This window comes from Acinetobacter sp. Q85-2 (genome assembly GCF_013420555.1).
GTDB classification, from domain to species: Bacteria; Pseudomonadota; Gammaproteobacteria; order Pseudomonadales; family Moraxellaceae; genus Acinetobacter; species Acinetobacter indicus.
Genome location: NZ_VOXW01000021.1, coordinates 12,604 through 37,661, shown reverse-complemented (window position 1 = coordinate 37,661; position 25,058 = coordinate 12,604). Strand labels below are relative to the sequence as shown.

Below are 25,058 nucleotides of genomic sequence, written 5' to 3'. Positions count from 1 at the left end.
AGGCGCTTTTTTTGAATCATGCCACTTAGGCATCAATATCGGCATTCAGGGCATTTTCTTCAATAAAGGCACGACGTGGTTCCACATCATCGCCCATTAAACACGAGAACATCCGGTCTGCTTCAATCGCATCTTCAATGGTCACCTGCAGCATATGACGGTTTTCCGGGTCCATGGTGGTTTCCCAGAGCTGCTCGGCGTTCATCTCGCCCAGACCTTTATAACGCTGGATCATCATGCCACGGCGTGAGTCCTGCAGAATATGCTGCCAGACCTGATGGAAGCTGTTGACCTGAATCTTGCGCTCACCTTTTTGCAAGTACGCGCCCTCTTCAATCAGGCTAAACCAGCTCTTCGAGTTCTTCAGCAAACGTGCGTACTCACCTGAACCGAGTAAACCGGCATCCAGCAAATAGGCATGTGGCAGGTTATGTACATAAATAGTAATACGTGGCCAGTAAATCGCAGACTTCTGTCCTTCCGCATCTTCTTTGTCAAAGGTTTCGATGCTAAGTTCAGGACGTAAACTGCTTTGAGTGGCCGCGATATAGGCACACAGCTGCTCACCCCAAGCCTGTACATAATCCAGATCATGCGCCTGATCCAGCTTGAACGCCTCTTGCGCCAGCAAACCATCTAACAGGCTGGCTGGATAACGCAAGGTTAAACGGCTCAGGCTCTTTTGCGAGGTCTGATAATCGGCAATCACCGAAGCCAGTGCTTCACCACGAATCGCCGGTGCATCTGCGCTGACATGCAGGGCCAGTTCATCAATGGCATTGGAAATCAGATAGGTTTCCAGTGCTTCATTGTCTTTAATGTACTGTTCCTGCTTACCTTTTTTCAGCTTGTACAGCGGTGGCTGAGCAATATAGATATGACCACGTTCCACCAGCTCCGGCATTTGACGAAAGAAGAACGTCAGCAGCAAGGTACGGATGTGCGAACCATCGACGTCGGCATCGGTCATGATAATAATTTTGTGATAACGCAGCTTGTCCGGGTTATATTCTTCACGGCCAATTCCGCAGCCCAGTGCAGTAATCAAGGTGCCGACTTCTGCCGATGAAATCATCTTGTCAAAACGGGCACGTTCCACGTTCAGGATTTTACCTTTTAGCGGTAAAATCGCCTGCATTTTACGGTTACGGCCTTGCTTGGCTGAACCACCCGCAGAGTCACCCTCGACCAGATACAGTTCAGATAAAGCTGGATCTTTTTCCTGACAATCGGCCAGTTTACCCGGTAAACCGGCAATATCCAGCGCGCTCTTACGACGGGTCATTTCACGTGCTTTACGCGCTGCATCACGGGCACGCGCTGCATCAATAATCTTGCCGGCAATCGATTTGGCCGCTTGCGGGTTTTCCAGTAAATATTCCGAGAAGGATTTATTCATGGCCTGCTCGACCGCAGGTTTTACCTCACTCGACACCAGTTTTTCTTTGGTCTGTGAAGAGAATTTTGGATCAGGCACTTTCACCGAAATAATTGCGGTCAAACCTTCACGTGCGTCATCCCCGGAAACCACCACTTTCTCTTTTTTGAGCAGGTTTTCGTTTTCCATGTAGCTGTTTAAACCACGGGTCAACGCGGCACGGAAACCGGCTAAATGGGTACCGCCATCTTTTTGCGGAATATTGTTGGTAAAGCAGCGTACATTTTCCTGATAAGAATCATTCCATTGCAACGCAACTTCAACTCCAATGCCATTTTCTGCCTGCACGGTAAAATGGAAAATATCATTCAGATGGTTTTTGCCTTCGTTAATATATTTCACGAACTCAGACAGACCACCTTCATAGTCATAGATATGTTCCAGGTTAATACGCTCATCTTTCAGGACAATACGTACACCGGCATTCAGGAACGACAGCTCACGTAAACGGCGCGCCAGAATATCGACATTAAAAATGGTCTGGCTGAAAGTCTCGGCGCTTGGCCAGAAACGAACCATGGTTCCGGTCTCTTCTGTTTCACCAACCACAGTTAATGGATATTGCGGATCACCATGACGGTATTCCTGCTGATGAATCTGACCGGCACGTTTAATGGTCAGTTCCAGTTTGCTCGACAGGGCGTTTACCACCGATACCCCGACCCCGTGCAGACCGCCCGACACTTTATAACTGTTGTCGTCGAACTTACCGCCGGCGTGCAGGATGGTCAGAATCACCTCGGCAGCCGATACGCCTTCTTCCGGGTGAATGTCGGTTGGAATGCCGCGACCGTTATCGGCCACAGATACCGATTCATCTTCATGAATAGTGACTAGAATCTCGTCACAATGGCCGGCAAGCGCTTCGTCAATCGCGTTATCGACCACCTCGAACACCATGTGGTGCAAACCGGTACCATCATCTGTATCACCGATATACATGCCCGGGCGTTTACGAACAGCATCTAGGCCACGTAATACTTTGATACTAGAGGAATCATAAGCCTTTTCATTGGTTTGTTCTGTTTGAGTGGCAGATTGATCTTCTGAACTCATGGTTTCTCCCTAGTAAAAACTGGTCTATCCAAAGATAAAAAACTATTGCACAACAACTTGAACAGTACCGTTTTCAACATTGAATAATTGATAGGAAATAGACAAATCATGTAAGTGATTCTGCACTGATTCATGGTCTAAGGTGGTAATAAAAACTTGACTACCAAGTTGGCTCAATCGCTCAATTAAACGTCGTTGTGCGGTTAAATCTAATTCTGCTGTCAGATCATCTAATAATACCACAGTTTCCTTATTGCACGCATGCAGCATTGCAATCTGTGACAGTTTTAAAGCCATGATCAATAACTTTTTTTGTCCGCGTGACAGCACTACATCGGCATCGCCCGTCGCTGTTTTTAAACGTAAATCTGCGCGATGCGGTCCATATTCGGTATAACGGCGCTCCACATCTTTCTGATGATGATTGACCAAATCGCTCATTAAACCCGGTTCCGGATGAAATCCCGGCTGGTATTCCAGGCGAATATTTAAATCGGGCAACAACTGCTGTAAATCCTGCTGAAAATAATGCTGCCACTGCTCGATAATACTGTAGCGTTGCAGATGCAACATTTCACCATACTGGCTCAGCATCTGGTTCCACGGTTCCAGTTCTGCCAGACTTAAATGACGCCGGGTTTTTAGTAAGCTGTTACGCTGTTTTAAGGCTCGCGAATAGTATTGCCAGGCATGATAAAACTCTGGTTCCACGTGGAACATCATCCAGTCCAGCAACTGCCGGCGCGGTTTGGCGCCGTGGTCGATAATATCGGTACTTTGCGGATCAATCAGTTGTAGCGGCAGCAGTTTGGCCAGCTGTCCCTGGGTGGCAATATGATCGCCATTGACCTTAATTAGCTGTTCACCAGACAGCAGTTTTTGCATGCCAATTTTTTCGGTGGGTGATTGGGCAAACACAATCGCATCCTGGGCATCATGCTGAATATAGTTTTTGGGGATATGGGTACGGAAGGAACGACCGGTGGCCAGTAAATGAATGGCCTCCAGAATCGAGGTTTTACCGGAGCCATTGGCACCATAAAAGACATTAAACGGCTGCAACCCGACGAGTGCAACCGCTTTTAAGTTTCGAACACGTTCTATATTTAAACGCGTAATATGCATAATCGTGTCAAATCACATACAAGCTTAGACACGCATCGGCATCACAACATAGGTTTGATCTTGCTGCGCTGGGTCTTGCACCAGTACCGACTGGTTGGCTTCGGTCATGGTCATCGCCACATCATCACCATCCAGTGCACCTAATACATCCAGCAGATATTGAGCATTGAACGACATTTCCAGCGGTGCATTGTTGTATTGCACGGCCAGGTCTTCAATCGCTTCATCCTGCTCCGGGTTGTTGGCACGTAATTGCAGTGAATCTGCATTAAAGTTCAGGAATACGCCGCGTAATTTTTCATTACTTAAAATCGCCACACGCTGTAACGACTGCTTGAACACGTCATGTGCAATCATCACCACTTTATCACCACCACGTGGAATCACACGGCGGTAATCCGGGAATTTACCGTCAATTAACTTGGTGGTGAAACGTACGGTAATATCACCCTGCTCTTTGTCACGGCTTGGCACGGAAATGGTTACATTTAACAGTTCACGACCAATTAACAAAGACAGCTGCTCATCTTCAATACTGAGCAAACGCTGTAATTCACCCACGGCTTTACGTGGCACAATTGCCTGAATTGGCTGCGTCGCATTTGAGGAGGCACCCGTTTCACATAATGCCAAACGGTGGCCATCGGTAGTCACAGCGCGCAGCTGGTTTTCATCAATTTCCAGCAAGGTGCCGGTCAAATAGAAACGCACATCCTGCACGGCCATGGCAAAGGCGGTTTTTTCAAATAAACGTTTTAATTCACGCTGGGTCACCGCTACCTGTGTGCCTTGAGTATTTTCAGTGGCCAATAACGGATAATCTTCGGCTGGTAAAGTCCCCAACACGAAACGGCTGTTGCCCGATTTTAAAATACAGCGCTGATCTTCAGTAATCTGCAGGTCAATTAAAGCCGCAGTCGGCAAAGATTTACAGATATCCATCAGTTTACGTGCCGGCACTGTGGTCTCACCCGCCTGTAAACATGCACCTTCAGCCAGAACCGTACTGGCCACCAGCTCAACTTCCAGATCGGAACCGGTAATGGTCAGTGCCTGTTCGGTCACCTGAACTTTCACGTTAGATAAAATGTTTAACGTATGGCGACGTTCAACCGCTCCTACAACATGTGATAGAACATTGAGTAAGCTTTCTTTGGCGATTTTTAAACGCACGGTACATTCCTCTAACAACTGAAGATGATGAAGATAAAAATTAATTTTTTAGCAGTGTACTATGCGGCAGAATATGCCGCATTGCAAGAACAGAATTTGACCAAACCGGCCTAACTTTGCAACAGGCGTTGCAGGTTTTTATAGTCCTCGTTGAAGATTGGATCTTCTTCGCGCAGGCTTTGTACTTTCTCGCAGGCATGCATCACGGTACTGTGGTCACGACCACCAAAAGCCATGCCAATTTCAGGGAAACTGTCACCGGTCAGTTCACGGGCCAGCCCCATTGCCAGCTGCCGCGGACGGGCATAAATCCGGGTACGTTTTGGCCCGACCAATTCTTTCAGTGGAATACGGAAATATTCACTGACCACACGCTGGATATTTTCGGTACTGATGGTACGCGCACGAATCGCCAGCACATCTTTTAGAGATTCACGCACCACATCCAGATCAATCGCGGTGCCTTTAAAACGGGAAATTGCGACTACCTTGTTTAAGGCGCCTTCCAGTTCACGCACGTTGGCGACCACCTGCTGGGCAATAAACAAGGCACAGTTGCGCGGTAAATCGACGCCACTGCTTTCGGCTTTCTTTAATAGAATTTCAATCCGGGTTTCAATATCGGGCGGTTCTACCCCCACCGACAGGCCCCAGGAAAAACGTGACACCAGACGCGGGTCCAGTTCGGTCAGTTCTTTTGGATAACGGTCCGACGTCAGAATAATCTGCTTGGATTCATCCAATAAGGCATTAAAGGTATAGAAAAACTCCACCAGACTGGCTTCTTTACCGGCCAGCAAATGAATGTCATCCACCAAGAGCAGATCAAGTGAACGGCAATTTTTCTTGAATTCTTCAACCTTGCCCTGCTGTAGCGAGCTGACAAAGTCATGTACAAAGCTTTCAGCAGTCATATACATGACCCGGGCATTCGGCTTGGCCTGCAACAAGGCATTCCCCACTGCCTGCATCAAGTGGGTTTTACCCAGACCGGTCGGGCCATATAAAAATAGCGGGTTATGTTGTGAAGCGCCCAGATGGGTCAATACTTTACGGCAGGTTTCTGCCGCCATCTGGTTAGAACGGCCTTCTACAAATAAAGAAAAGGTAAATAAAGGGTTTAACTGACGCTTGCGGCTGTTTTTGCTGCCACTCTCTTCTTTGTCCTTTTTTGGACGGCTGACCGGTGCCGGTGCTGACTCTAAAGCAGCGGTGGTGGTCGCTGGCTGTTCACTGGCCGATAAAATGGCGCCCGGACGGGAATCGACCAGGATTTCAACTTTACGTACCCGTCCTTCAGACAGTTGTTCGGCCAGAATCGTGATCAACTCAAGATGATGTTCCTGAATATAGCGGGTCCAATACGGGTTCGGTGCATATAAACGTAAAGTATCTTCTGATTCTTCTGCAACTAATGGGCGAATCCACATCGTAAAGACATTCCCAGAGAGCTCTTGTCGCAAGCGATTTAAGCAGTCCGTCCAAAGCATGTGAAAACCCCTATTTATTCCATTTTAAATTTAAAACGCATTCGTCCGCTGCAAGCGGGTCGCCATTCTAACCAAGTTATCCACATCTGTCATGAGAAATTGAGCGAATTTAGCCAAAAAACAAACATCAAGATCTAAATTTAAATTTAAAAGCTGGTGTGGATAAGTTTATCCGCAAGCTGTGGATAAAATATAGCATAAAGTTATCCACAATGTATTAAAAATATAAAAACACAGTTATCCACATGCAAAGTCTATGTTTTTTAAATTTAAAAATTGCTTTTCCACATAAAAAATCCACCCTAATAAGAATAAATTTAAATTTATAAATTTGAATTTATATATTAGAGCGTGCTCGGATGTGGATAAACTGAAAATAAATTTAAATTCGAATTTAAACCTGCAGAGAATAAATTTATTCACATGGTCTTGTGGATAATTATGTGAATAATATTGTTTATAACTTATTTTGTATTTTTTAACAATAGGATAGCTTGTGAATAAGCCAGAATATGTACAATTGCCTATTCCTGGATAAACTTAAGGCCTTTTATAAAAATTAGGCTTATTTAAAGGAAAACCGTGTTTTTGATTGACAGCTCAAGCAATGAGCACTAAAATCGCGGACCTTTATAGAAAGATCATTTTTGGAGTTTCGACATGAAACGTACATTCCAACCATCTGAATTAAAGCGTAAACGCGTTCATGGTTTCCGTGCTCGTATGGCTACTAAAGCTGGTCGTCAAGTATTAGCTCGCCGTCGTGCAAAAGGTCGTCACAGCTTAACTGTTTAATCAGTCACGCTGCATCGACTTGGGTGTTATGACATCACTTTATGGCTTCAGCACAGAGCTTCGTATACGCTGTGCTGCCGATTATAAAGATGTGTTTGATGGTGCGCTTTTTAAAGTGCATCAACCCCATTTCTTATTTCTGGCAAAACCGTCCGAACTGCTGAACAGCCGTTTGGGTATTGTTGTTGCCAAGAAAAAAGTGCGTCGTGCACACGAAAGAAATCGAGTAAAACGACTTGCTCGCGAAAGTTTTCGCCTGCATCAACAGCAATTGGCTGTACTGGATATTGTGGTGATGCCCAAAATGGGGATTGAAACAGTGCCAAATGCAGAGTTACATCAGCAATTACAATTTGCTTGGCAGAAATTGCACCGCCTTGCCAAAAAGCATTCTAAAATAGCTCCCTCCCCACATCAGTAGAGATGACCAATGGTACGTTTACTGCATTGGTTGATTCGTTTCTATCAGATTGCGATTAGTCCGCTTCTTGGACCACGTTGTCGCTATATTCCAACCTGTTCTCAATATGCCCTGGAAGCAGTTCAGATCCATGGGGCCGGACGTGGTGTGTGGCTGGCGACCAGACGTATCTGTCGTTGTCATCCGTGGAGTGGTTCGGGCTATGACCCTGTACCGGCCAAAGCAATTCGTTTTATTTCATTTCAGCAAATAGATTCTCAAACGGGTCACATTGCTGTACCCTTTCGTGAACGTTTATTGAACCAAAATCACTCTAACCACTTGGGGTAATAGATATGCAACAATGGGCCAGGATTGCAATTCTCGGGGCCATGTTTGTTGTCGCTTATTTGCTCATTTTGGCTTGGCAAAAAGATTATGGAAATGCTGAAACCCAACCACAGCAACAGGCTGCGGTGGTTTCACATGAAGTGTCTGCAGATTTGCCAAATGGCCAAACCGCTACAGCAGCTTCTGATGTACCGCAGGCAAATATTTCAGCGCAGCAGACTCAAACCACAGATGCCACTGCACCTGTAAGTCAGCAGCTTATTTCAGTACAAACTGACCTTTATCATCTTTGGATCAATCCAAAAGGTGGTGATATTGTTCGTGTTGAATTACTCAATCATGACAAAAATAAAGACAGTGATGCACCGTTTGTAATGCTTGAAAGCGATGACAAACGTACCTATGTCGCTCAGTCAGGCCTGATTGGTCTGAATGGACCAGACAGCAGCCGTAATGGTCGTCCAAGCTATGAAGTTGAAAAATTAAGCTATAGCCTGGAAGATGCCAAAGCCGTTCAGAATCAGGACGGTGAAGCGGTGAAAGTGTTAAATGTACCAATGGTGTACAAAACTGCTGACGGTGTAGAAATTATCAAGACCTTCAGCTTCAAGCAAGGCGAATATCCGATTGTGGTCAACCACAAAGTGGTAAACCGCAGTGGCCAGAACTGGCAAGGTCAAATGTTTGGTCAGATCAAACGTGATAACTCGGATGATCCGGGTAAATCGGACCAGGGCATTTTCACTTTGGGTACCTTCCTGGGCGGCGCCTGGGGGACACCGGATGAACACTACAACAAGCTGAAATTCGACAACTTCACTGAAGAAAAACTGAATGTTGAAGCGACTGGCGGCTGGGTTGCGGTGGTGCAGCACTACTTCGTGAGTGCATGGGTACCGGGTAACCTGAAACTGACCCAGGCCGATGGCCAACCGTATAGCGCCAAGCTGGAATCGCGTAAATCAGGCGATAATATGAATATTATCGGCTTTACTTCGCCAACCATTAATGTACCGGCGGGTACAGTGGCAGAAGTCGATGCGACCTTCTATAGCGGTCCAAAAATCCAGTCAGAGCTGAAAGATCTGGCCACTGGTCTGAATCAGACTGTGGATTATGGCTGGTTATGGCCAATTGCCAAACTGCTGTTTGTAGGCTTGGAATTCTTCCACGGCTTAGTGGGTAACTGGGGCTGGGCAATTATTCTGTTGACCATTCTGGTGAAGCTGATTCTGTGGCCATTATCGTCGAAGAGCTACCGTTCTATGGCGAAAATGCGTGTGATTGCACCTGAAATGCAGCGCATGAAAGAAGAGTTCGGTGAAGACCGGATGCGCTTCTCGCAAGAGATGATGGCCCTGTACAAACGTGAACAGGTTAATCCGTTGGCCGGCTGTTTACCGCTGTTACTGCAAATGCCAATCTTCCTGGCCCTGTACTGGGTACTGATGGAATCTGTAGAGCTGCGTCATGCGCCATGGTTACTCTGGATTCAGGATTTATCGGCAATGGACCCTTGGTTTATCTTGCCGCTGATCATGGGTGCGACCATGTATATTCAGCAAATGCTGAACCCGCAGCCGACCGATCCTATGCAGGCTAAAGTCTTCCGCATTATGCCGGTTATCTTTACCGTATTCCTGCTGTTCTTCCCGGCGGGTCTGGTGTTGTACTGGATTGTCAACAACCTGATCACCATCTTGCAGCAAGGCCTGATCAACAAATCTGTTGAGAAAGACCGTGCCAAACGTGATGAAGCGACCCCAGTCAACTAAGTTGTACTGACGAGCTGAATAAATCCGCTTAAGATGATACTCTTAGGCGGATTTTTTTTGGCCCGACTTTAAGCATTGCGACAGGTGAATTTATGCTGACCCAAACCACAACAATTGCTGCGATTGCCACTCCACCCGGGCGTGGCGGTGTGGGGGTAATTCGCCTGTCTGGTCCCAAATCCTATGCTATTGCTGAAGCCTTAACCCAAAAGCAGCTGCCGAAAGCCCGTTTTGCCGGCTTCCGTCAGTTTTATGAGGCTAGCGGTGAGGTGATGGATGAAGGTTTGGTGATTTGTTTCCCCAATCCAAACTCCTTTACCGGTGAAGATGTGGTGGAACTGCAAGGTCATGGTGGCCCGGTCATTCAAAATGCCCTGCTGGCACGTTTACTGGAACTCGGTGCGACCGCGGCCAAAGCTGGCGAGTTTTCCATGCGCGCCTTTGAAAATGGCAAGCTTGATCTGGTACAGGCCGAAGCGATTGCCGACCTGATTGACGCGACCTCGCAGGCTGCAGCACGTTCAGCGGTACGCTCCCTGCAAGGCGCATTTTCAACCAAGGTCAATACGGTTTTAGAAAAACTGATTCATCTGCGTTTGCATGTGGAAGCAGCGATTGATTTTCCGGAAGAAGAAATTGATTTTCTGGCCGACGGCAAAATTCTGGCCCTGCTGGATGATGTCACCAGCTCAGTCACCGCGGTACAGCAATCGGCGCGTCAGGGACAATTATTACGTGAAGGCTTGCAGGTGGTGATTGCCGGTAAACCCAATGCCGGAAAATCATCTTTACTGAATGCTTTAGCCGGGATTGAACGGGCGATTGTGACCGATATTGCTGGTACCACCCGTGATGTGCTGCATGAAAAAATCACCTTAAATGGCTTGCCGATTACCCTAACCGATACCGCCGGTTTACGGGAAACCGGTGATGTGGTGGAAAAAGAAGGCATCCGCCGCGCGATTAAAGAAATTGAACAGGCCGATTTATTGCTGCTGGTCTATGACTTAAGTCAGGGTGAAGATCCGCTGCAATTGGCCCAGGAATATTTTGCCGATCATCTGGAACCCAAACGTCTGATGCTGATTGGTAATAAAGCAGATTTGACTGGTGCTGAAGCCGTTATTGGTGATTATCAGGGCTTTCGTCATATTACCGTGTCGGCCAAGCAGGAAACCGGTGTTCAATCGCTCATAGATGCGATTACAGCGCATGCAGGCTTCCAGCCGGAAGAAGATACCTTCATTGCCCGAACTCGTCATTTAGACGCAATGAAGCGCACCCAGTACTATCTGGCCGAAGCGCGCGAGCAGCTGGTAGATTATCATGCCGGTGAGCTGGTGGCTGAATCCCTGCGTCTGGCGCAAAATGCCCTAGGTGAAATTACCGGAGATTTTAGTGCCGATGATCTGTTGGGTAAAATTTTCGGTTCTTTCTGTATTGGAAAATAAGCGCAGCACGCTCTGAGCTTGCTATGCATTTAAAAGCATCAGGTGTTAGCCACCTGGTGCTTTTTTATTGCTTTTTATCAGGCAATCTCGTCATTTCAGCCTAAATAGTTTTGTATGTTCTAAGGGAACAGCCTGTCACATTGTATGGGCTAGCCTATATCCCACCATCCGCCCTTCTATTGCCCGATATTCAGGCTATGATGAGTGAATAACCTACAAGTTGTTCCAATGAAATCCTGAATGCAGTTCAACAAAAACACTGCCGGAGGTGTGGCATGCTGGAGGTGGTTGATTTACGTGAGTCACTGGTTGCTTTAGTGAGTGTGCTGCAGCTGTTGCTCGAGTTTATCTCGGTGGTCTGTGTAGTGATTGGTCTGGTCAAAACCTTAATGGTGCTGGTTCAGCTAAAATCCGGCCGCAGTGCGCGCTATTGTTTTGGGAACTGGCTGGCCACTGCGCTGGAGTTTCAGCTGGCCGCGGATATTCTGGCCACCACGGTCGATCCGGATATGGACAGCCTGATCAAACTGGCGATTATTGCGGTCATTCGGACCTTTTTAAACTACTTTTTAATGAAAGAGCTGGAACATCAACCCGGTACAGAGAAATAAAACTATTCAATCATCTGGTGGATGTTGATATGGTCAGCATCTGATTGGCAGCGCAGTCTGTCCGCACCCAGAATCAGGCTGAGGGTGCCTGATCATCCCCGACTCAACAGCATTAATTTAAAAGGTTAGCACTTTACGCTGCTGCCAGATCAGGCTGAGGCAAAGCAGCCCAATCAGCATGCAGAAGCTGATAATACCCACACTTAAGCCAAAATGGTCTGATAAATAGCCCACCGCAATAATCGGTACAATGGTGCCCAGATAGGCAATAAACAGATAACTGGACATAATTGCAGCGCGGTTGTGCGGCTGACTCATCTGGTGAATCAGGCCAAAGGCGCCCAATAAGCTCAAGCCATGCCCAATTCCGACCAGCACATCACTGACAAAGAACAGCGGGCTCCATTGCAGCGACATACACAGTCCCAGCAGAAGCAGACTGCCGAGCAGCGCATAGAGCCCCCAGCGCAAGGCCGTGGCAGGCAGCACGCTACGGGCAAAAAACTGGACGATGGCTGAAATAATTAAAATCGCGGAAATTGCTACACCACTGACCAGTGGCCCATGCCAGGGCAAAATATCCTGCACAAACGACGGCGACAGCGAAGCAAACAGACTAAAGCCGGCAAAGGCACAAAACGCGGCCAGACTGACCAGAAAAAAAGCAGCCTGATAGGGCGCATCCGGGGTTTGTAATTTGGGATAAACCGAAAATGGCTGCTGTTCAAAGGCAGGCTGTTTTAGCTTGAACAGGCCCAGCCCACAGAAAATGGCACTGACAATCACCGGAAGATAAGGCGTGACCAGCGGCTGCTCGGCAAACTGGGCAATTACACCGCCCAGAAATGGCCCTAAACCAAAGCCAATTGCGGTAATAATCGAGCTGAGCTGCGGCGCCAGCAGTTTATGGCTATCGGGCACTACATTCATCAGCCCCAGCATGGCAGAGGTGGTAATCAGTCCCGAAGCAATCCCAATAATAAAGCGGCCGAGGCCCAAATACAGCGCTGTCGGTGCCCAGGCTGACAGTATTAGTCCAACCGTGACCAGGGCAATACCGACCTGCAAGCTGCGGACAAAACCAAAGCGGTTACTGGTTCGTCCCAGAAACAGTAACGTAGCCAGACAGCCGAACATATAGGCCACAAACAGATAGGTAATATGACTCGGCAGCAGCTGCCACAGCTCCTGATACAAGGGATATAAAGGACTGGCCAGTGCGGTTCCAACGGTACCAATACACAGCGCCAGGCTGACCATTAAAAACGGCTGCCACGATTGAGCGTTTGACATGAGAGAATAAAAAAATACCTCAGCTTTTTGGCTCAGGTATCATGATATGAGAAAAGATCGTTTCAGTGTAAAGGCAGGAATTTTGTGGGTCAATCGAAAGATGGGCTTAGGTATAGCGTTTTAACAATTTTAAAAATTCATCCAGTTCGACTTCATTGACCTCGACCTCATCGCCAATGACATGATGGCGCAAATGCGATTCAATCAGCTCATTCATCAGCCCGTTAACCGCGCCTTTAATCGCAGCCACCTGCTGTAATACTTCGATACAGCTTTTTTCCGGATCATGGATGGACTGTTCCACCGCACTGATCTGACCTTGTAAACGCTTGATGCGATTTAAAACTTTTTTATCTGTATGTAAATGGCCCACACTTCACCTTAATTTCAAATATACTATGGGGGAGTATATTGGACGATTCTCCCCATGCAAAATCATGTTTCTCACCGTACCCATCACCATCAGTTTGATGAAGGCAATCCACTGGCCCAGAAGCGTATATTATATGCTGCGATATTAACCGGTGTCATGATGCTTTTAGAGATTATTGGCGGCTGGATTTTTAACTCGATGGCACTTCTGGCCGATGGCTGGCATATGAGCTCGCATATGCTGGCTTTGGGGCTGGCCTATGTGGCTTATCGGGCGGCGCGTCATTATGCCCAGGATGCCCGTTTTAGCTTTGGTACCTGGAAAATTGAGATTCTGGCCGGTTATAGTAGTGCGATTTTATTGCTGGTAGTGGCCGGTTTTATGGCGTTTCATTCGGTAGAACGCTTATTTTTCCCGGTTAATATTCATTATAACGAAGCCATTCCCATTGCGATTTTAGGCCTATTGGTCAACTTGATTTGTGCCTGGTTACTGCATGATGATGGTCACCATCACCATCACCATCACCATCACCATCACCATCACCATCACCATGAGTCGGGGCATGGACATGCGCATGCACATACAGCTGGAGCACATGATTTAAACCAGAAAGCTGCGTTTATGCATGTGGTGGCCGATGCTGTGACCTCCATTTTTGCGATTGTGGCCTTAATTGCCGGCAAGTTCTGGGGCTGGGATTTTCTTGATGCGGTACTGGGTATTGTGGGTTCGATTCTGGTGGCGCGCTGGGCCTGGGGCCTGATTCAGGAAACCGGACGGACCTTGCTGGATGCCGAAATGGATCATCCGGTGGTGGAAGAAATTCGCGAGGTGATTGCCGAGCTGCCAGGAATGGTCAATATCACCGATCTGCATGTCTGGAAAGTCGGTCGTGACAAGTTTTCCTGTATTCTGGCCGTAGAAACTGAAGATGAATTAAATGCCGATCAAATCCGCACGGCCCTGTCAGTGCATGAGGAAATTGTGCATGTCTCAATTGAAATTAACTCGATTCATCCGGTTTATGTTCCACGTGAAACGTCGTTGTCGATGCTGTAGTGATTCGGTAAATTTCTCTGATGAAAGTTAAATTTTTGCCCCGATTTAAGATTAGAATCGGGCAAGGATTGATAAAGACAAGATTTCACTATGTTTAAACATGCATTCTTGCTGGCCGCGCTCGCGATGAGCTCAACGCTGGCACTGGCCAATGTCGACACCGTCAAAGCCAATTTAAAGCAGCAGCATCCAAACCTGGATATCCAGAATATTCAGGCCACTGAAATGCGCGGGATTTATAGCGGTTCAATGCAGGGTCAGGTGGTCTATCTGAATGAAGATGCCAAGCATATTCTGGCCGGTTCCATGATCCGTTTAAGCGACCAGCAGAATTTGACCAAAGCGCTGCTGGTACAACAAAACAGCATCGACTGGAAAAAACTGCCGCTACAAGATGCTTTAAAAACGGTTCGAGGGACGGGTAAACGTCAGCTTGCCATCTTTTCTGACCCAAATTGCCCGTATTGCAAACAGCTGGAAGTAGAGCTGAAAAAACTCAATGATGTCACCATTTACACCTTTATTTTACCGTTAAAGGCACAATCGGTACGCCCTTCGCAGCAGGTGTATTGTGAAGCCAATCCGGCACAGGCCTGGGAAGACCTGATTGCCAAAGGCCTTAGCCCGCGCGCGAGCCAGCCCTGTGCCAATCCGATTCAGCGTAATCTGAAACTGGCGCAAAGCCTGGGACTAAACGGTACACCAGCCATTATTTTCTCGAATGGTTTTAAGGTGATGGGCGCCTACCCTGCTGCGCAGATCGAGCAGATTTTCAAGGAATTCGGGCTCTAAGCTCAGATTGTTAAAAGTCAGATTTTAGACCATAAAAAAGCACCGGCGAATGAACGGTGCTTTTTTATTGATTTAAACGCGATGTGAGCGTTTGGAAATCATGTTATAGATAAACAGAATGATCAGCGCACCAATCACCGAGGCAATAAAGCCGGCAGCTGAGTTTTCATCATACAGACCGAGGAAGCGACCGCCGTAAGTGGCCAACAGTGAACCGGCGATCCCGAGTAAGGTGGTCATAATAAAGCCTGCTTTATCATCACCTGGATGGATGGCACGGGCGATAAGACCTGCAATAAAACCAATCACGATAGCCACAATAAGTGTCCACATCTCCTGTCTCCTTCTTGTTATGGTTTATCAAGTTGAGTTGTTGCTATTTGATTTATTTTTCAGGATTTTTGAGAGGACAAACAGTAGAGTCCTGCTACAGATTGTAGTTTTTTTGTCCGCTTTGTCGTAAAAAAAGTGGCTGAACGCCACTTTCTTTTGCGGTTGCTTACAGACCGATTTCACCAATAAACGGGATATGGCGATATTTCTGGTCATAGTCGAGGCCATAACCGACAATAAATTTGTCTTCTACTTCAAAGCCCAGGAATTTAACTTCCAGTTCAATTTCACGGCGTGACGGTTTGCTGACCAAGGTACACAGCTCAATCGAATTTGGTTCACGGGTTTGTAGAATTTCCAGTACTTTGCTCAGGGTATTGCCAGAGTCGATAATATCTTCTACCACCAGCACATCTTTGCCACGAATTTCGCCGTCGAGGTCTTTCAGGATTTTTACATCACGCGAAGACACAGTACTGCCGCCATAACTTGAAACGGTCATAAAGTCCAGTTCATGCGGTTTTTCAATGGTCCGGCATAAATCGGCCATAAACAGCACAGAACCACGCAGTAAACCGATTAACACCAGTTCCTTGTCACTGTTGGCGTAGTGCGCATTAATCTGTTTACCAAGTTCTTGAACTTTCGCATGAATTTCTTCAGCAGAAATCAATACTTTCATATCAACGGTCATGGGTAGATCCCTAAAAGAGCAAAAAATAAAAAAGGTGTTGACCTGCAACACCCCAAAATATGCCTTAATTTTAATACATCTTGCGGTCAGATGCATCCTCTTTGCTGTCTAAAAAAACAGCATTTTTGACCGGGTGGTCTCTTTTCAGCAATAAGGCCAGACCAATCAGCGTGAGCGCCACCCGCTATTTCGGTTGCGCCCGGCGTATAGGTTTAGTCGCGGACATAGGCACATTGTCCATAAATATAGGTGGCCTGAATATTACGTTCATCGCCCATGGTCATGAGCGCAAACAGGCTGTCTTCCAGGCCTTTGCTGTGCTGCTGGCGCAGGGTCTGCAAGGCGGTGGCGTTTAAATCCAGCACAATAAAGTCCGCTTCTTTACCGATATTGAAATTGCCGAGCTTGTCATCCAGATCCAGTGCTTTGGCACCGCCTAAAGTGGCATGATACAGCGCTTCATAGGCCGACAGGTTTTGCTCAAGTAGCTGCTGGACTTTATAGGCTTCGCTAATGGTGCGCAGCTGGCTAAACGAGGTCCCTGCCCCGATGTCGGTGCCCAGGCCCATTTTGACCTGTTTCTGCCAGGTCTGATGAATCGGGAACAGGCCACTGCCCAGGAACAGATTAGAAGTCGGACAAAAGGCAATCGCGGAATCGGTCTGGTGCATACAGTCCCACTCCTGCTCTTCCAGATGCACACAATGCGCAAATACCGAACGTGAACCGGTCAGCCCATAATGATGATAGACATCTAAATAGCCTTTTTGCTCCGGGAACAGGCTTTTGACCCAGGCAATTTCATTTGTGTTTTCACTTAAATGGGTATGCAGATACACATCCGGATATTCAGCTTTCAGCTGCTGCGCTTTTTCCAGTTGTGCCGGCGTTGAGGTCGGTGCAAAACGCGGGGTAATCGCATATAAATTACGGCCTTTTCCATGCCACTTTTCAATCAGTGCTTTAGATTCCTGATAGGCGCGTTCTGGCGTGTCACAGAGTTCCTCGGGTGCATGACGGTCCATCAGCACTTTACCAGCAATCAGGCGCATCTGGTGCTGTTCTGCGGCTTCAAAAAGGGCATCGACAGATTCAGGATGCACGGTACAGAACACCAGTGCCGTGGTGGTGCCATTTTTCAGCAGTTCCTGCACAAAAAATGCAGCAATCTTGTCAGCATAGCTTTTATCAGCAAACTGCATTTCGGTTGGAAAGGTATAGGTATTCAGCCATTCCAGCAGCTGGGTGCCATAGGCGCCCACCATTTCGGTTTGTGGGAAATGAATATGGGTATCAATGAAGCCGGGTATAATCAGCTGATCGGGATAATGCTGCACCGAAACACCGGCCGGAATATACGCCTGCCCCTCTTCCCAGGGACCAAACCAGTGAATTTTCCCGTGTTGGGTAATTAATAAACCATCTTCTACATAGCGCACTTGGTCGTGAATATCACGCGCTTGGGCAACTGTATTCTGAATATCGAGGAAGCGGCCGCGAATTGCCGTCGTTGCAATGACAGAAGACATGAAAAACCTGCACTTGTTTAATTTTTTCGGTTGATTGTAGCTGAAAAGCGCTGCCCTGTATGGAAAATCCAACATTCAGTCACAGACATTGGGTGTCATGCAAAACTGTTGCCAGTTTGGGTGAAATACAAGATGTCCACTGGGTCAACTCTAAAATATTCAGTTAAATCAAGTACTTGTACGCTGATATTTAAGAGTAACCCCTGAATATGGAAAATAAAAAAAGCCCGTATGCAACGGGCTTTTTGATCAATCAGGCCACTTTAGAGCGTGGTTTCATGATGCTTGCGGCTGTGACGAATCGACAGCCAGGCGGTAATTGCCAGCACAATCACAATAAAGCTTAGGGAAATCCAGATTGGCATGTGGAACACATCCAGCATCAGCATCTTGAAGCCAATGAACACCAGAATAATTCCCAGCCCATACGGCAGATAATGCATTTTGGTGGCTGCACCGGCCAGCAGGAAGAACATGGCGCGTAAGCCTAAAATCGCCATCAGGTTGGCGGTCAAGACAATAAAGGGATCACTGGTCACAGCAAAAATCGCAGGAATTGAATCCACCGCAAAAATCACATCGGAGGCTTCAACCAGAATCAGCACCAGAAAGAGTGGCGTGGCCCAGAGTAAGCCCTCTTTACGTACAAAGAAGCGGCTGCCTTCCAGCTGCGGGGTAATCCGCATATGTTTGCGTAACCATTTCAGGATCGCCATATCTTCGATATTGCTGTCTTCATCGTCCTGTCCACGTAGGAATTTAAAGCCGGTATAGACCAGGAAGGCACCGAACAGATACAGAATCCAGGAGAATTCCTGCACAAACCAGGCGCCAATAAAAATAAAGATGGTACGCAGCACAATAGCGCCCAAAACGCCATACAGCAGGATTTTACGTTGTAACGCTGGTGGAATGGCAAAGGCAGCAAAAATCATCAGCCAGACAAAGACGTTATCAATCGCCAGTGATTTTTCCAGTAAATAACCGGCCAGATATTCCATCACCTTGGTATTGGCGACATCCAGTCCGGCGGTCTGTTTCAGATACAGCCATAGGCCACCACCAAACAGCATGGCCACGCTGACCCAGGCGATACTCCAGTAAGCGGCGGTACGCACCTGAACGGTCTGGCCTTCTTTTTGTTTAAAGCCCAGAAAGTCGATGGCGAGCATGACCATAACAATCGCAAAAAAGGCTAGATACAGCCAGATATTGCCGATAGATTCCATACAATCTCCACATCCGACAATTGGCCATAAAAAAACCTTGACCCGTTGCCAGATGAAATAAAAACATCCATAACAACGTGATCAAGGTCTTGCCTACATTGCCCTGCCTGATGCAGATTCAATGCTCAGATACCGACTTTTTGCAAAGTGTAATGACGATAGTCTGACACGTTAAAACCAGTGAGTTTCATCTGGGTTTTAACGCTTGGAGGAGGCTACTCCCCTTGTTCAACAATTCTGTGTTGGGGGAATGCCCCAAAGTCGACAGAGAATTGCATATTTTTAAGTAAAGTGCAATTAGGCTTATTTAAACGGATCGCGAGATTTTTCCTTATAGATTGAAATTCCGAGATAAATGGCTAAACCCACCAACAACAAAATAATGATGAAAAAAAGATCCATAGTTAAAAATATTGAAATGTATTAATCATGTAATTAATTGTATCCATATTTTAGCTAAAAACCTAGTCATGTTTCACAGATCATAAAAAATGTAAGTCGCACTTTTCTTTTCTGTCTTTTTCTGTGAATAAAGCAGATACTGACTATTCCAGATGCGAGGATATGATAAAAATGATGGTGCAACACGAAAACAATGACAGCAAAGGGGCCTTTTTTGTTGAAGCCAATGGCGAGCGTCTGGCTGAGATGACCTATTCACGTGCTGGCGAAGATAAAATCATTATTGACCATACCACGGTCAGTGAACAGTTACGTGGTCAGGGTGTGGGACGTCACTTAGTTGAAGCTGCGGTCAATTATGCCCGCGAACAGCAGATCAAGATTATACCGCTCTGCCCTTATGCCAAAGCGGCTTTTGAAAAAGACCCGTCGATTCAGGATGTACTTCAACCCTAATTCATCAGATGACACATAAACTTTAAGGCAGGACAGCAATGGATATTCAACATCAAGAGGCAAAACGTGGCGGCGCATTTTTTATTGAACGGGATGGACAGCGGATTGCTGAAATCACCTATCAATGGCAGGACGCACATAAAATTGTCGCCGACCATACCTGGGTAGATGATTCATTGCGTGGCCAAGGCATTGCTCGTCAATTACTGGATGTACTGGTCGAGTTTGCCCGGGAAAAACAGCTCAAGATTGTACCGGTCTGTTCTTATGTTGAAGTCATGTTTCGACGTGAGCCCAGCCTGGCCGATGTCGCCGCTTAAATCTGGCACTTGAACCTGCAGCTGACTTTGTAATGCCAGCTGAAATATAAAAACCACGAGCATGGACTCGTGGTTTTTGATTGCCGATAAAGACCTTAGCTGTAATCAATGATCACTTTCAGGGCTTTTTCATCTGAAGCGTGTTTAAATACCTCATAAGCCTTTTCAAACTGGTCAAATGTAAAATGATGGGTGGCCAGACGTTCCATCGGCAGTTTGCCGGCACAGCAGCTTTTGAGCAGCATGCCGGTGGTATTGGCATTGACCAGACCGGTGGTAATGGTCAGGTTTTTAATCCACAGTTTATTTAACTCAAAATTCACCGATTTACCGTGTACTCCGACGTTGGCCAGATGACCGCCCTCTTTGACGATATGCTGGCAAATATTCCAGGTGGCTTCTACCCCCACGGCTTCCATGGCGCAATCGACCCCGCGGCCATCGGTAATTTCCAGAATACGCTGAATGGCATCTTCTTTGGCCGAGTTAATGGTATGGGTCGCGCCAAGTTCTTTGGCCATGGCCAAGCGGTTATCATCCATATCTACCGCAATAATCTGTGCCGGTGAATAGAATTGTGCAGTCAGCAGACAGCCCATCCCAATCGGGCCGGTACCAATAATGGCAATGGTATCGCCGGGTTTGACATTGCCATATTGCACGCCAATTTCATGCGAAGTCGGCAACACATCCGATAAAAATACCGCGACTTCTTCATTGAGTCCTTCTGGCAGCGGATATAGCGAGGTATCGGCAAATGGGGTGCGTACATATTCGGCATGGGTGCCGTCAATCATATAACCCATGATCCAGCCGCCTTCATTGCGGCAGTGGGCATAGAGCTGTTTCTGGCAGTTTTCACAGGTACCGCAGCGGCTGACGCAGGAAATAATCACCCGGTCGCCCGGTTTGAAATTTTTGACTGCCGTACCGACCTCTTCAACAATCCCGATGCCTTCATGGCCGAGAATACGGCCATCAAACTGGCCGGTTTTTTCGATTGCGGTGCTTTCAATTTCCGGGTTTTTGCCTTTCCAGATACCAAGGTCGGTACCGCAAATCGTTGACTTGGTCACGCGGATGATGGCATCGGTGGGTTGCAGAATCTGGGGACGTGGACGCTGTTCAAAACGGATATCATTGGCGCCATGATAAACCATGGCTTGCATTGTCTGGGACATGGTGGTCATCCTCTTGTTGTGCTTATTGTGGGACAGCCTGCGCCTTTTCACCTCATCAGGAACCGTTATAGCACAGGATGTGATCGTTCTAACTTAACAGGAGTTGATGACAAGTTTATCTCTAAAAAACCGTTTTTATTCATATATTTGTATATTTATTTTAATCTATTGAATTGTATGACAATAAAACAGGGCTGCAGTATTCTAACTACAGCCCCGTTGAATGATGTTTCAGGTCAATAAACGTGCTTAAGCCGATTTTAATGCGCTTAATAATTTCTGGTGCAGACCACCAAAACCGCCATTAGACATGATCACCACCGCATCGCCCTCGCCTGCTTCCTGGCTGACGGTATGAATAATGTCATCCAGCGTCCGGGCAATTTTGGCCTTGTTTGGTGCCGCAGCCACCACCGGCTGTAAATCCCAGTCCAGCCCTTCCGGTTGATACCAGATCACTTCATCGGCCAGACGTGCTGAATGTGCCAGTCCATCTTTATGGCTGCCCATACGCATGGTATTGGAACGAGGCTCAATAATCGCCCACAGTTTGCGTTCACCTAAACGTTTGCGCGCGCCTTCCAGAGTGGTGTCAATCGCAGTCGGATGATGGGCAAAGTCATCATAGACCTCAATGCCGCGTACGGTATCGAGCAGTTCCATACGGCGTTTTACCCCGCCGAAATTGGACAAGGCCGCACAGGCCGTTTCAATCGATACACCAACATGCGCTGCCGCGGCAATGGTTGCCAGGGCATTGGCCACTGAATGCTGGCCGGTCATGTTCCAGCAGACTTCGCCCTGAACCACACCATCTTGCAGCACTTTAAAATGTGAGCCATCGGCCTGTAACTGCTCGGCAGATAGCGCGGCCTGGGCATGTGCAGTCAGTGAGGTGCGGACCACCGGTGTCCAGCAGCCCATTTCCAGCACTTCATCAATATGGGTTTCGGTAACCGGTGCAATAATGCAGCCTTCACTTGGAATGGTACGCACCAGATGATGGAACTGTTTTTGAATTGCCGCCAGATCATCAAAGATATCGGCATGGTCAAATTCCAGGTTATTTAAAATGGCAGTTTTCGGATGGTAATGTACGAACTTGGAGCGCTTGTCGAAGAAAGCAGAATCGTATTCATCGGCTTCGACACAGAAGTATTTGCCACCACCTAAACGCGCGCTTTCTTTAAAGCCAAGCGGAACGCCGCCAATCAAAAAGCCCGGTTCCAGACCGGCCTGATCCAGCACCCAGGCCAGCATGGTGGTGGTGGTGGTTTTACCATGGGTGCCGGCCACGCCCAGAACATGCTTGCCTTGCAGCACATGATCGGCCAGGAAGTGTGGACCTGAAACATAAGGCAGACCGGCATTGAGCATATATTCCACCGCATCAATACCACGTTTCATGGCATTACCGACAATCACCAAGTCCGGATGCGGCTGTAAATGGCTGCGGTCATAGCCCTGCATTAAGGTAATGCCTGCATTTTCCAGTTGGGTCGACATCGGCGGATAAACATTCTGGTCGGAACCGGTCACGGTATGTCCCAGATCACGCGCCAACAAGGCCAGAGAGCCCATAAAAGTGCCACAAATACCCAAAATATGCAGATGCATCCGCTGTTACTCCACTGCGTGTAGGACCGTACCATTCTTGTTGATGGCCTGGTCATGATGTATTGAATTGTCAGCAACGATAGCAAGGCTGTTTCGGAAAAGATAGTCATTCTTGTAGGGATTCGTTGACTGGAATCCGAAAAAATTAGGCATTTTCCAGGTGGATGCTGACCGTGAAAAAAATCCGCATAGCCACACTGCTTTTTGGGCCTGAAACCGTACAATAGGCTGACGTTTTCTGGATGCTGCCGCCTATGTCCTTCCCTTTACTGCTGTTAATTATTTCCAACTGTTTTATGACTTTGGCCTGGTATGGACATCTGAAATTTTTGCATGGCGCACCGCTGTGGCAGGCCATTTTGTTTGGCTGGATGATTGCCCTGCTCGAATACGCCTTTATGATTCCGGCCACGCGCTTGCTGGCCCAGCATGGCTGGTCACTTGGGCAAATGAAAATTACCCAGGAAGTGGTGACCCTGCTGGTCTTTGTGCCGTTTATGCTGTATCTGTTCAAGCAGCCGTTTAAACTGGATTATCTCTGGGCCGGTTTATGCCTGCTTGGTTGTGTTTACTTCGTTTTTCGCAGCAGTTAAGTCTTATTCAGGCTGTGGCAGATGTGGAAAAAGTGCGGCGAAATCTGCTTGAATCAGCGCCCGTTCTGGTGCGAAATCAAAGTGATGTAAACAGCGTTGTAGCACTTGCATTGCCATCTGCGTGGCCGCCTGTCTGAGTTCCGGTTCCGGCACATTCTGCGCAATCATCGACAGGCATTTCAGCAGGCGCTGATTTAACTCCAGATTCTGGGCACAATCGCGGGCCAGCGGCATAAAGCTGCCATAAATCAGGTCTTGCAGATCAAAGCACTCAATACTGAGATGCGGACAGTCACAGCGCGTCGCCTCCGGGTCCGGGCGACTGTCAATCAGAATCCGGGTCAGCGCATTCAGTGCGCTAATGCCAGAACCGACATCATTAATTGCACTCGACATGGCTTTTTGCCCGACCTCACTCATCACCAGCAGACAAAAACGCGGGTCCTGCAGAAAACTGCGATTGGTTTCAATAATCAGATGCTGCAGAATCTGATCGCGGATCTGCTGTTGCTGTTCTTCGGACAGCGCCTGCGGGCTATAGACCTCGACTAGCGCAGTCATCGGATCTAAAAATTTGCCCGGCATAGATGGCAGATGTAAATGCAGTTGCTGCTGCGCGGCAATCTGCTCCAGTCCGGCCAGATCGACATGGTTAAAATAGCCGGTTGTGCTGCTATAGACGCAAAAGCTGGGCGCAAAAGCAGGCTTCTGCCCTGTTGCCCCCAAGTCCGGTTGATGCCGGAACTGGCCCAAGGCCTTTTTGGCCGCAGTTTCAATCTTGTCGATGGTGGTGGTTAAATTGCCGAGTTTAGACAGGGTTTGTACCCAATGAATCAGGGTATAAATCAGGTACATCAACACCAGAATAGTACTGATAAACAACACAAAACGTCCCGATGGACCGTAGTACTCCAGCCCCAGGGCAATTTTGGCAATTACTGCATAAATAAAGGCGGAAATAAAACTGGAAATGGCCAGCCGGGTGTTGTCATCGCTCATCATCAAGCTATAGGCACGTGGTGTGCCGCTGCTTGAAGCCGAAGCAAAAGCTGCCACCATAATCGACAATGAGAAGGTCGTCACTGCCAGCATGCTGGAGGCAATAATATCCAGCAAGCTGCCCAAGGTGTCGATGCTGATATTCAGTACCGTACTGGCCGGAATAAAATACTGGCTGGCGATGGCAAATAATGAAAAAAATGTCGCAAAGATGGCACCCAGCGCCGGCATCAGCCATAAGTTTTCTGAAGGGTTTTGTAGCCAGATTTTAAGTTTGAACCACATGGAAACTGCCCTGAAAATATCTTTAATCTAATCTTAAGTTATTCATTACAAAAAGCTTTATCTTGATAGTTATAGCGTTTTTTTCACCGCTGTATGTCCTCTTTTTGTATTTTTGGCCTATTGCCATCATTGTATTTTCTTCAGTTTTACAAACAGATAATTTTAATCTTTATTCTTGCGCCGAACTTTAGCCAGCCGGTTTTTCAGTCTATAATACGGAGCTTATTCATTAAAG

24 protein-coding genes are annotated in these 25,058 nt (G+C 47.3%); 11 read left to right on the top strand and 13 right to left on the bottom strand.

Annotated elements, in window-relative coordinates; genetic code table 11:
• Positions 1 to 25: 25 nt before the first annotated feature.
• From gyrB to dnaA, 4 genes are all read right to left on the bottom strand, one after another.
• Positions 26 to 2,494, bottom strand: a complete 2,469-nt coding sequence (gyrB, locus tag FTT68_RS11475; protein WP_104470783.1) for a DNA topoisomerase (ATP-hydrolyzing) subunit B — start codon at positions 2,492 to 2,494, stop codon at positions 26 to 28.
• 42 nt (positions 2,495 to 2,536) lie between these two features.
• Complete coding sequence (gene recF, locus FTT68_RS11470; protein ID WP_180175360.1) at positions 2,537 to 3,619, bottom strand: DNA replication/repair protein RecF; 1,083 nt, start codon at positions 3,617 to 3,619, stop codon at positions 2,537 to 2,539.
• A 24-nt stretch (positions 3,620 to 3,643) separates the two neighbouring features.
• On the bottom strand, positions 3,644 to 4,792 hold the full coding sequence (dnaN, locus tag FTT68_RS11465; protein WP_016659767.1) for a DNA polymerase III subunit beta: 1,149 nt from the start codon (positions 4,790 to 4,792) through the stop codon (positions 3,644 to 3,646).
• A gap of 110 nt (positions 4,793 to 4,902) precedes the next feature.
• On the bottom strand, positions 4,903 to 6,282 hold the full coding sequence (gene dnaA / locus FTT68_RS11460; protein ID WP_005181121.1) for a chromosomal replication initiator protein DnaA: 1,380 nt from the start codon (positions 6,280 to 6,282) through the stop codon (positions 4,903 to 4,905).
• Between the two features lie 660 nt (positions 6,283 to 6,942).
• Here dnaA and rpmH point away from each other — a divergent pair.
• The 6 genes from rpmH to FTT68_RS11430 all read left to right on the top strand — a co-directional run bounded on the left by rpmH (position 6,943) and on the right by FTT68_RS11430 (position 11,665).
• Positions 6,943 to 7,077 (top strand): 50S ribosomal protein L34, encoded by a 135-nt coding sequence (gene rpmH, locus FTT68_RS11455; RefSeq protein ID WP_000831329.1) that lies wholly within the window; start codon positions 6,943 to 6,945, stop codon positions 7,075 to 7,077.
• A gap of 28 nt (positions 7,078 to 7,105) precedes the next feature.
• Positions 7,106 to 7,498 carry a ribonuclease P protein component gene (gene rnpA / locus FTT68_RS11450; RefSeq protein ID WP_005181120.1) on the top strand — a complete coding sequence of 131 codons (393 nt, stop codon included), beginning with the start codon at positions 7,106 to 7,108 and terminating at the stop codon, positions 7,496 to 7,498.
• 9 nt (positions 7,499 to 7,507) lie between these two features.
• Positions 7,508 to 7,828, top strand: coding sequence for a membrane protein insertion efficiency factor YidD (yidD, locus tag FTT68_RS11445; protein WP_005181116.1), 321 nt, complete (start codon positions 7,508 to 7,510; stop codon positions 7,826 to 7,828).
• A gap of 5 nt (positions 7,829 to 7,833) precedes the next feature.
• On the top strand, positions 7,834 to 9,603 hold the full coding sequence (gene yidC, locus FTT68_RS11440; protein ID WP_005181113.1) for a membrane protein insertase YidC: 1,770 nt from the start codon (positions 7,834 to 7,836) through the stop codon (positions 9,601 to 9,603).
• Positions 9,604 to 9,698: 95 nt separating this feature from the next.
• Positions 9,699 to 11,054 (top strand): tRNA uridine-5-carboxymethylaminomethyl(34) synthesis GTPase MnmE, encoded by a 1,356-nt coding sequence (gene mnmE / locus FTT68_RS11435; RefSeq protein ID WP_180084078.1) that lies wholly within the window; start codon positions 9,699 to 9,701, stop codon positions 11,052 to 11,054.
• A 275-nt stretch (positions 11,055 to 11,329) separates the two neighbouring features.
• Complete coding sequence (locus FTT68_RS11430; RefSeq protein ID WP_005181102.1) at positions 11,330 to 11,665, top strand: DUF1622 domain-containing protein; 336 nt, start codon at positions 11,330 to 11,332, stop codon at positions 11,663 to 11,665.
• 117 nt (positions 11,666 to 11,782) lie between these two features.
• Here the strand turns inward: FTT68_RS11430 and FTT68_RS11425 are convergent, their stop codons facing one another.
• Positions 11,783 to 12,925 carry an MFS transporter gene (locus FTT68_RS11425; RefSeq protein ID WP_104488182.1) on the bottom strand — a complete coding sequence of 381 codons (1,143 nt, stop codon included), beginning with the start codon at positions 12,923 to 12,925 and terminating at the stop codon, positions 11,783 to 11,785.
• Positions 12,926 to 13,064: 139 nt separating this feature from the next.
• A complete protein-coding gene (locus FTT68_RS11420) occupies positions 13,065 to 13,331 on the bottom strand; it encodes a metal/formaldehyde-sensitive transcriptional repressor (RefSeq protein WP_005181098.1) in 267 nt (88 codons plus the stop codon).
• Between the two features lie 54 nt (positions 13,332 to 13,385).
• Between FTT68_RS11420 and dmeF the strand changes: the two genes are divergently transcribed.
• Both dmeF and FTT68_RS11410 read left to right on the top strand, forming a co-directional pair.
• On the top strand, positions 13,386 to 14,393 hold the full coding sequence (gene dmeF / locus FTT68_RS11415; protein WP_127801809.1) for a CDF family Co(II)/Ni(II) efflux transporter DmeF: 1,008 nt from the start codon (positions 13,386 to 13,388) through the stop codon (positions 14,391 to 14,393).
• A 90-nt stretch (positions 14,394 to 14,483) separates the two neighbouring features.
• Positions 14,484 to 15,185: a DsbC family protein gene (locus FTT68_RS11410; RefSeq protein ID WP_104499335.1), complete on the top strand. Its 702-nt coding sequence runs from the start codon at positions 14,484 to 14,486 to the stop codon at positions 15,183 to 15,185.
• A gap of 72 nt (positions 15,186 to 15,257) precedes the next feature.
• Here the strand turns inward: FTT68_RS11410 and FTT68_RS11405 are convergent, their stop codons facing one another.
• The 4 genes from FTT68_RS11405 to FTT68_RS11390 all read right to left on the bottom strand — a co-directional run bounded on the left by FTT68_RS11405 (position 15,258) and on the right by FTT68_RS11390 (position 18,970).
• Positions 15,258 to 15,518 (bottom strand): GlsB/YeaQ/YmgE family stress response membrane protein, encoded by a 261-nt coding sequence (locus FTT68_RS11405; protein WP_005181091.1) that lies wholly within the window; start codon positions 15,516 to 15,518, stop codon positions 15,258 to 15,260.
• Between the two features lie 166 nt (positions 15,519 to 15,684).
• Positions 15,685 to 16,212, bottom strand: coding sequence for a hypoxanthine phosphoribosyltransferase (gene hpt, locus FTT68_RS11400; protein WP_005181088.1), 528 nt, complete (start codon positions 16,210 to 16,212; stop codon positions 15,685 to 15,687).
• A 212-nt stretch (positions 16,213 to 16,424) separates the two neighbouring features.
• A complete protein-coding gene (gene guaD, locus FTT68_RS11395) occupies positions 16,425 to 17,741 on the bottom strand; it encodes a guanine deaminase (protein ID WP_075175265.1) in 1,317 nt (438 codons plus the stop codon).
• A 263-nt stretch (positions 17,742 to 18,004) separates the two neighbouring features.
• Positions 18,005 to 18,970, bottom strand: a complete 966-nt coding sequence (locus FTT68_RS11390; protein ID WP_075168119.1) for a TerC family protein — start codon at positions 18,968 to 18,970, stop codon at positions 18,005 to 18,007.
• 564 nt (positions 18,971 to 19,534) lie between these two features.
• Here FTT68_RS11390 and FTT68_RS11385 point away from each other — a divergent pair.
• Together FTT68_RS11385 and FTT68_RS11380 are read left to right on the top strand one after the other, a co-directional pair.
• Positions 19,535 to 19,828 carry a GNAT family N-acetyltransferase gene (locus FTT68_RS11385; RefSeq protein ID WP_219605518.1) on the top strand — a complete coding sequence of 98 codons (294 nt, stop codon included), beginning with the start codon at positions 19,535 to 19,537 and terminating at the stop codon, positions 19,826 to 19,828.
• Positions 19,829 to 19,866: 38 nt separating this feature from the next.
• The gene (locus FTT68_RS11380; protein ID WP_005181076.1) at positions 19,867 to 20,148 is read left to right on the top strand and encodes a GNAT family N-acetyltransferase; all 282 of its coding nucleotides are present in this window, start codon (positions 19,867 to 19,869) and stop codon (positions 20,146 to 20,148) included.
• A gap of 95 nt (positions 20,149 to 20,243) precedes the next feature.
• Here the strand turns inward: FTT68_RS11380 and FTT68_RS11375 are convergent, their stop codons facing one another.
• Entirely contained in the window at positions 20,244 to 21,329 is a 1,086-nt protein-coding gene (locus FTT68_RS11375; RefSeq protein ID WP_005181074.1) for a zinc-dependent alcohol dehydrogenase family protein, read from the bottom strand.
• Positions 21,330 to 21,578: 249 nt separating this feature from the next.
• Entirely contained in the window at positions 21,579 to 22,946 is a 1,368-nt protein-coding gene (gene mpl / locus FTT68_RS11370) for a UDP-N-acetylmuramate:L-alanyl-gamma-D-glutamyl-meso-diaminopimelate ligase (RefSeq protein WP_180084072.1), read from the bottom strand.
• A 254-nt stretch (positions 22,947 to 23,200) separates the two neighbouring features.
• Between mpl and FTT68_RS11365 the strand changes: the two genes are divergently transcribed.
• Positions 23,201 to 23,539: a DMT family protein gene (locus FTT68_RS11365; RefSeq protein WP_005181069.1), complete on the top strand. Its 339-nt coding sequence runs from the start codon at positions 23,201 to 23,203 to the stop codon at positions 23,537 to 23,539.
• A 3-nt stretch (positions 23,540 to 23,542) separates the two neighbouring features.
• Here the strand turns inward: FTT68_RS11365 and FTT68_RS11360 are convergent, their stop codons facing one another.
• Positions 23,543 to 24,823, bottom strand: coding sequence for a DUF2254 domain-containing protein (locus FTT68_RS11360; protein WP_180084070.1), 1,281 nt, complete (start codon positions 24,821 to 24,823; stop codon positions 23,543 to 23,545).
• Positions 24,824 to 25,058: the final 235 nt, after the last annotated feature.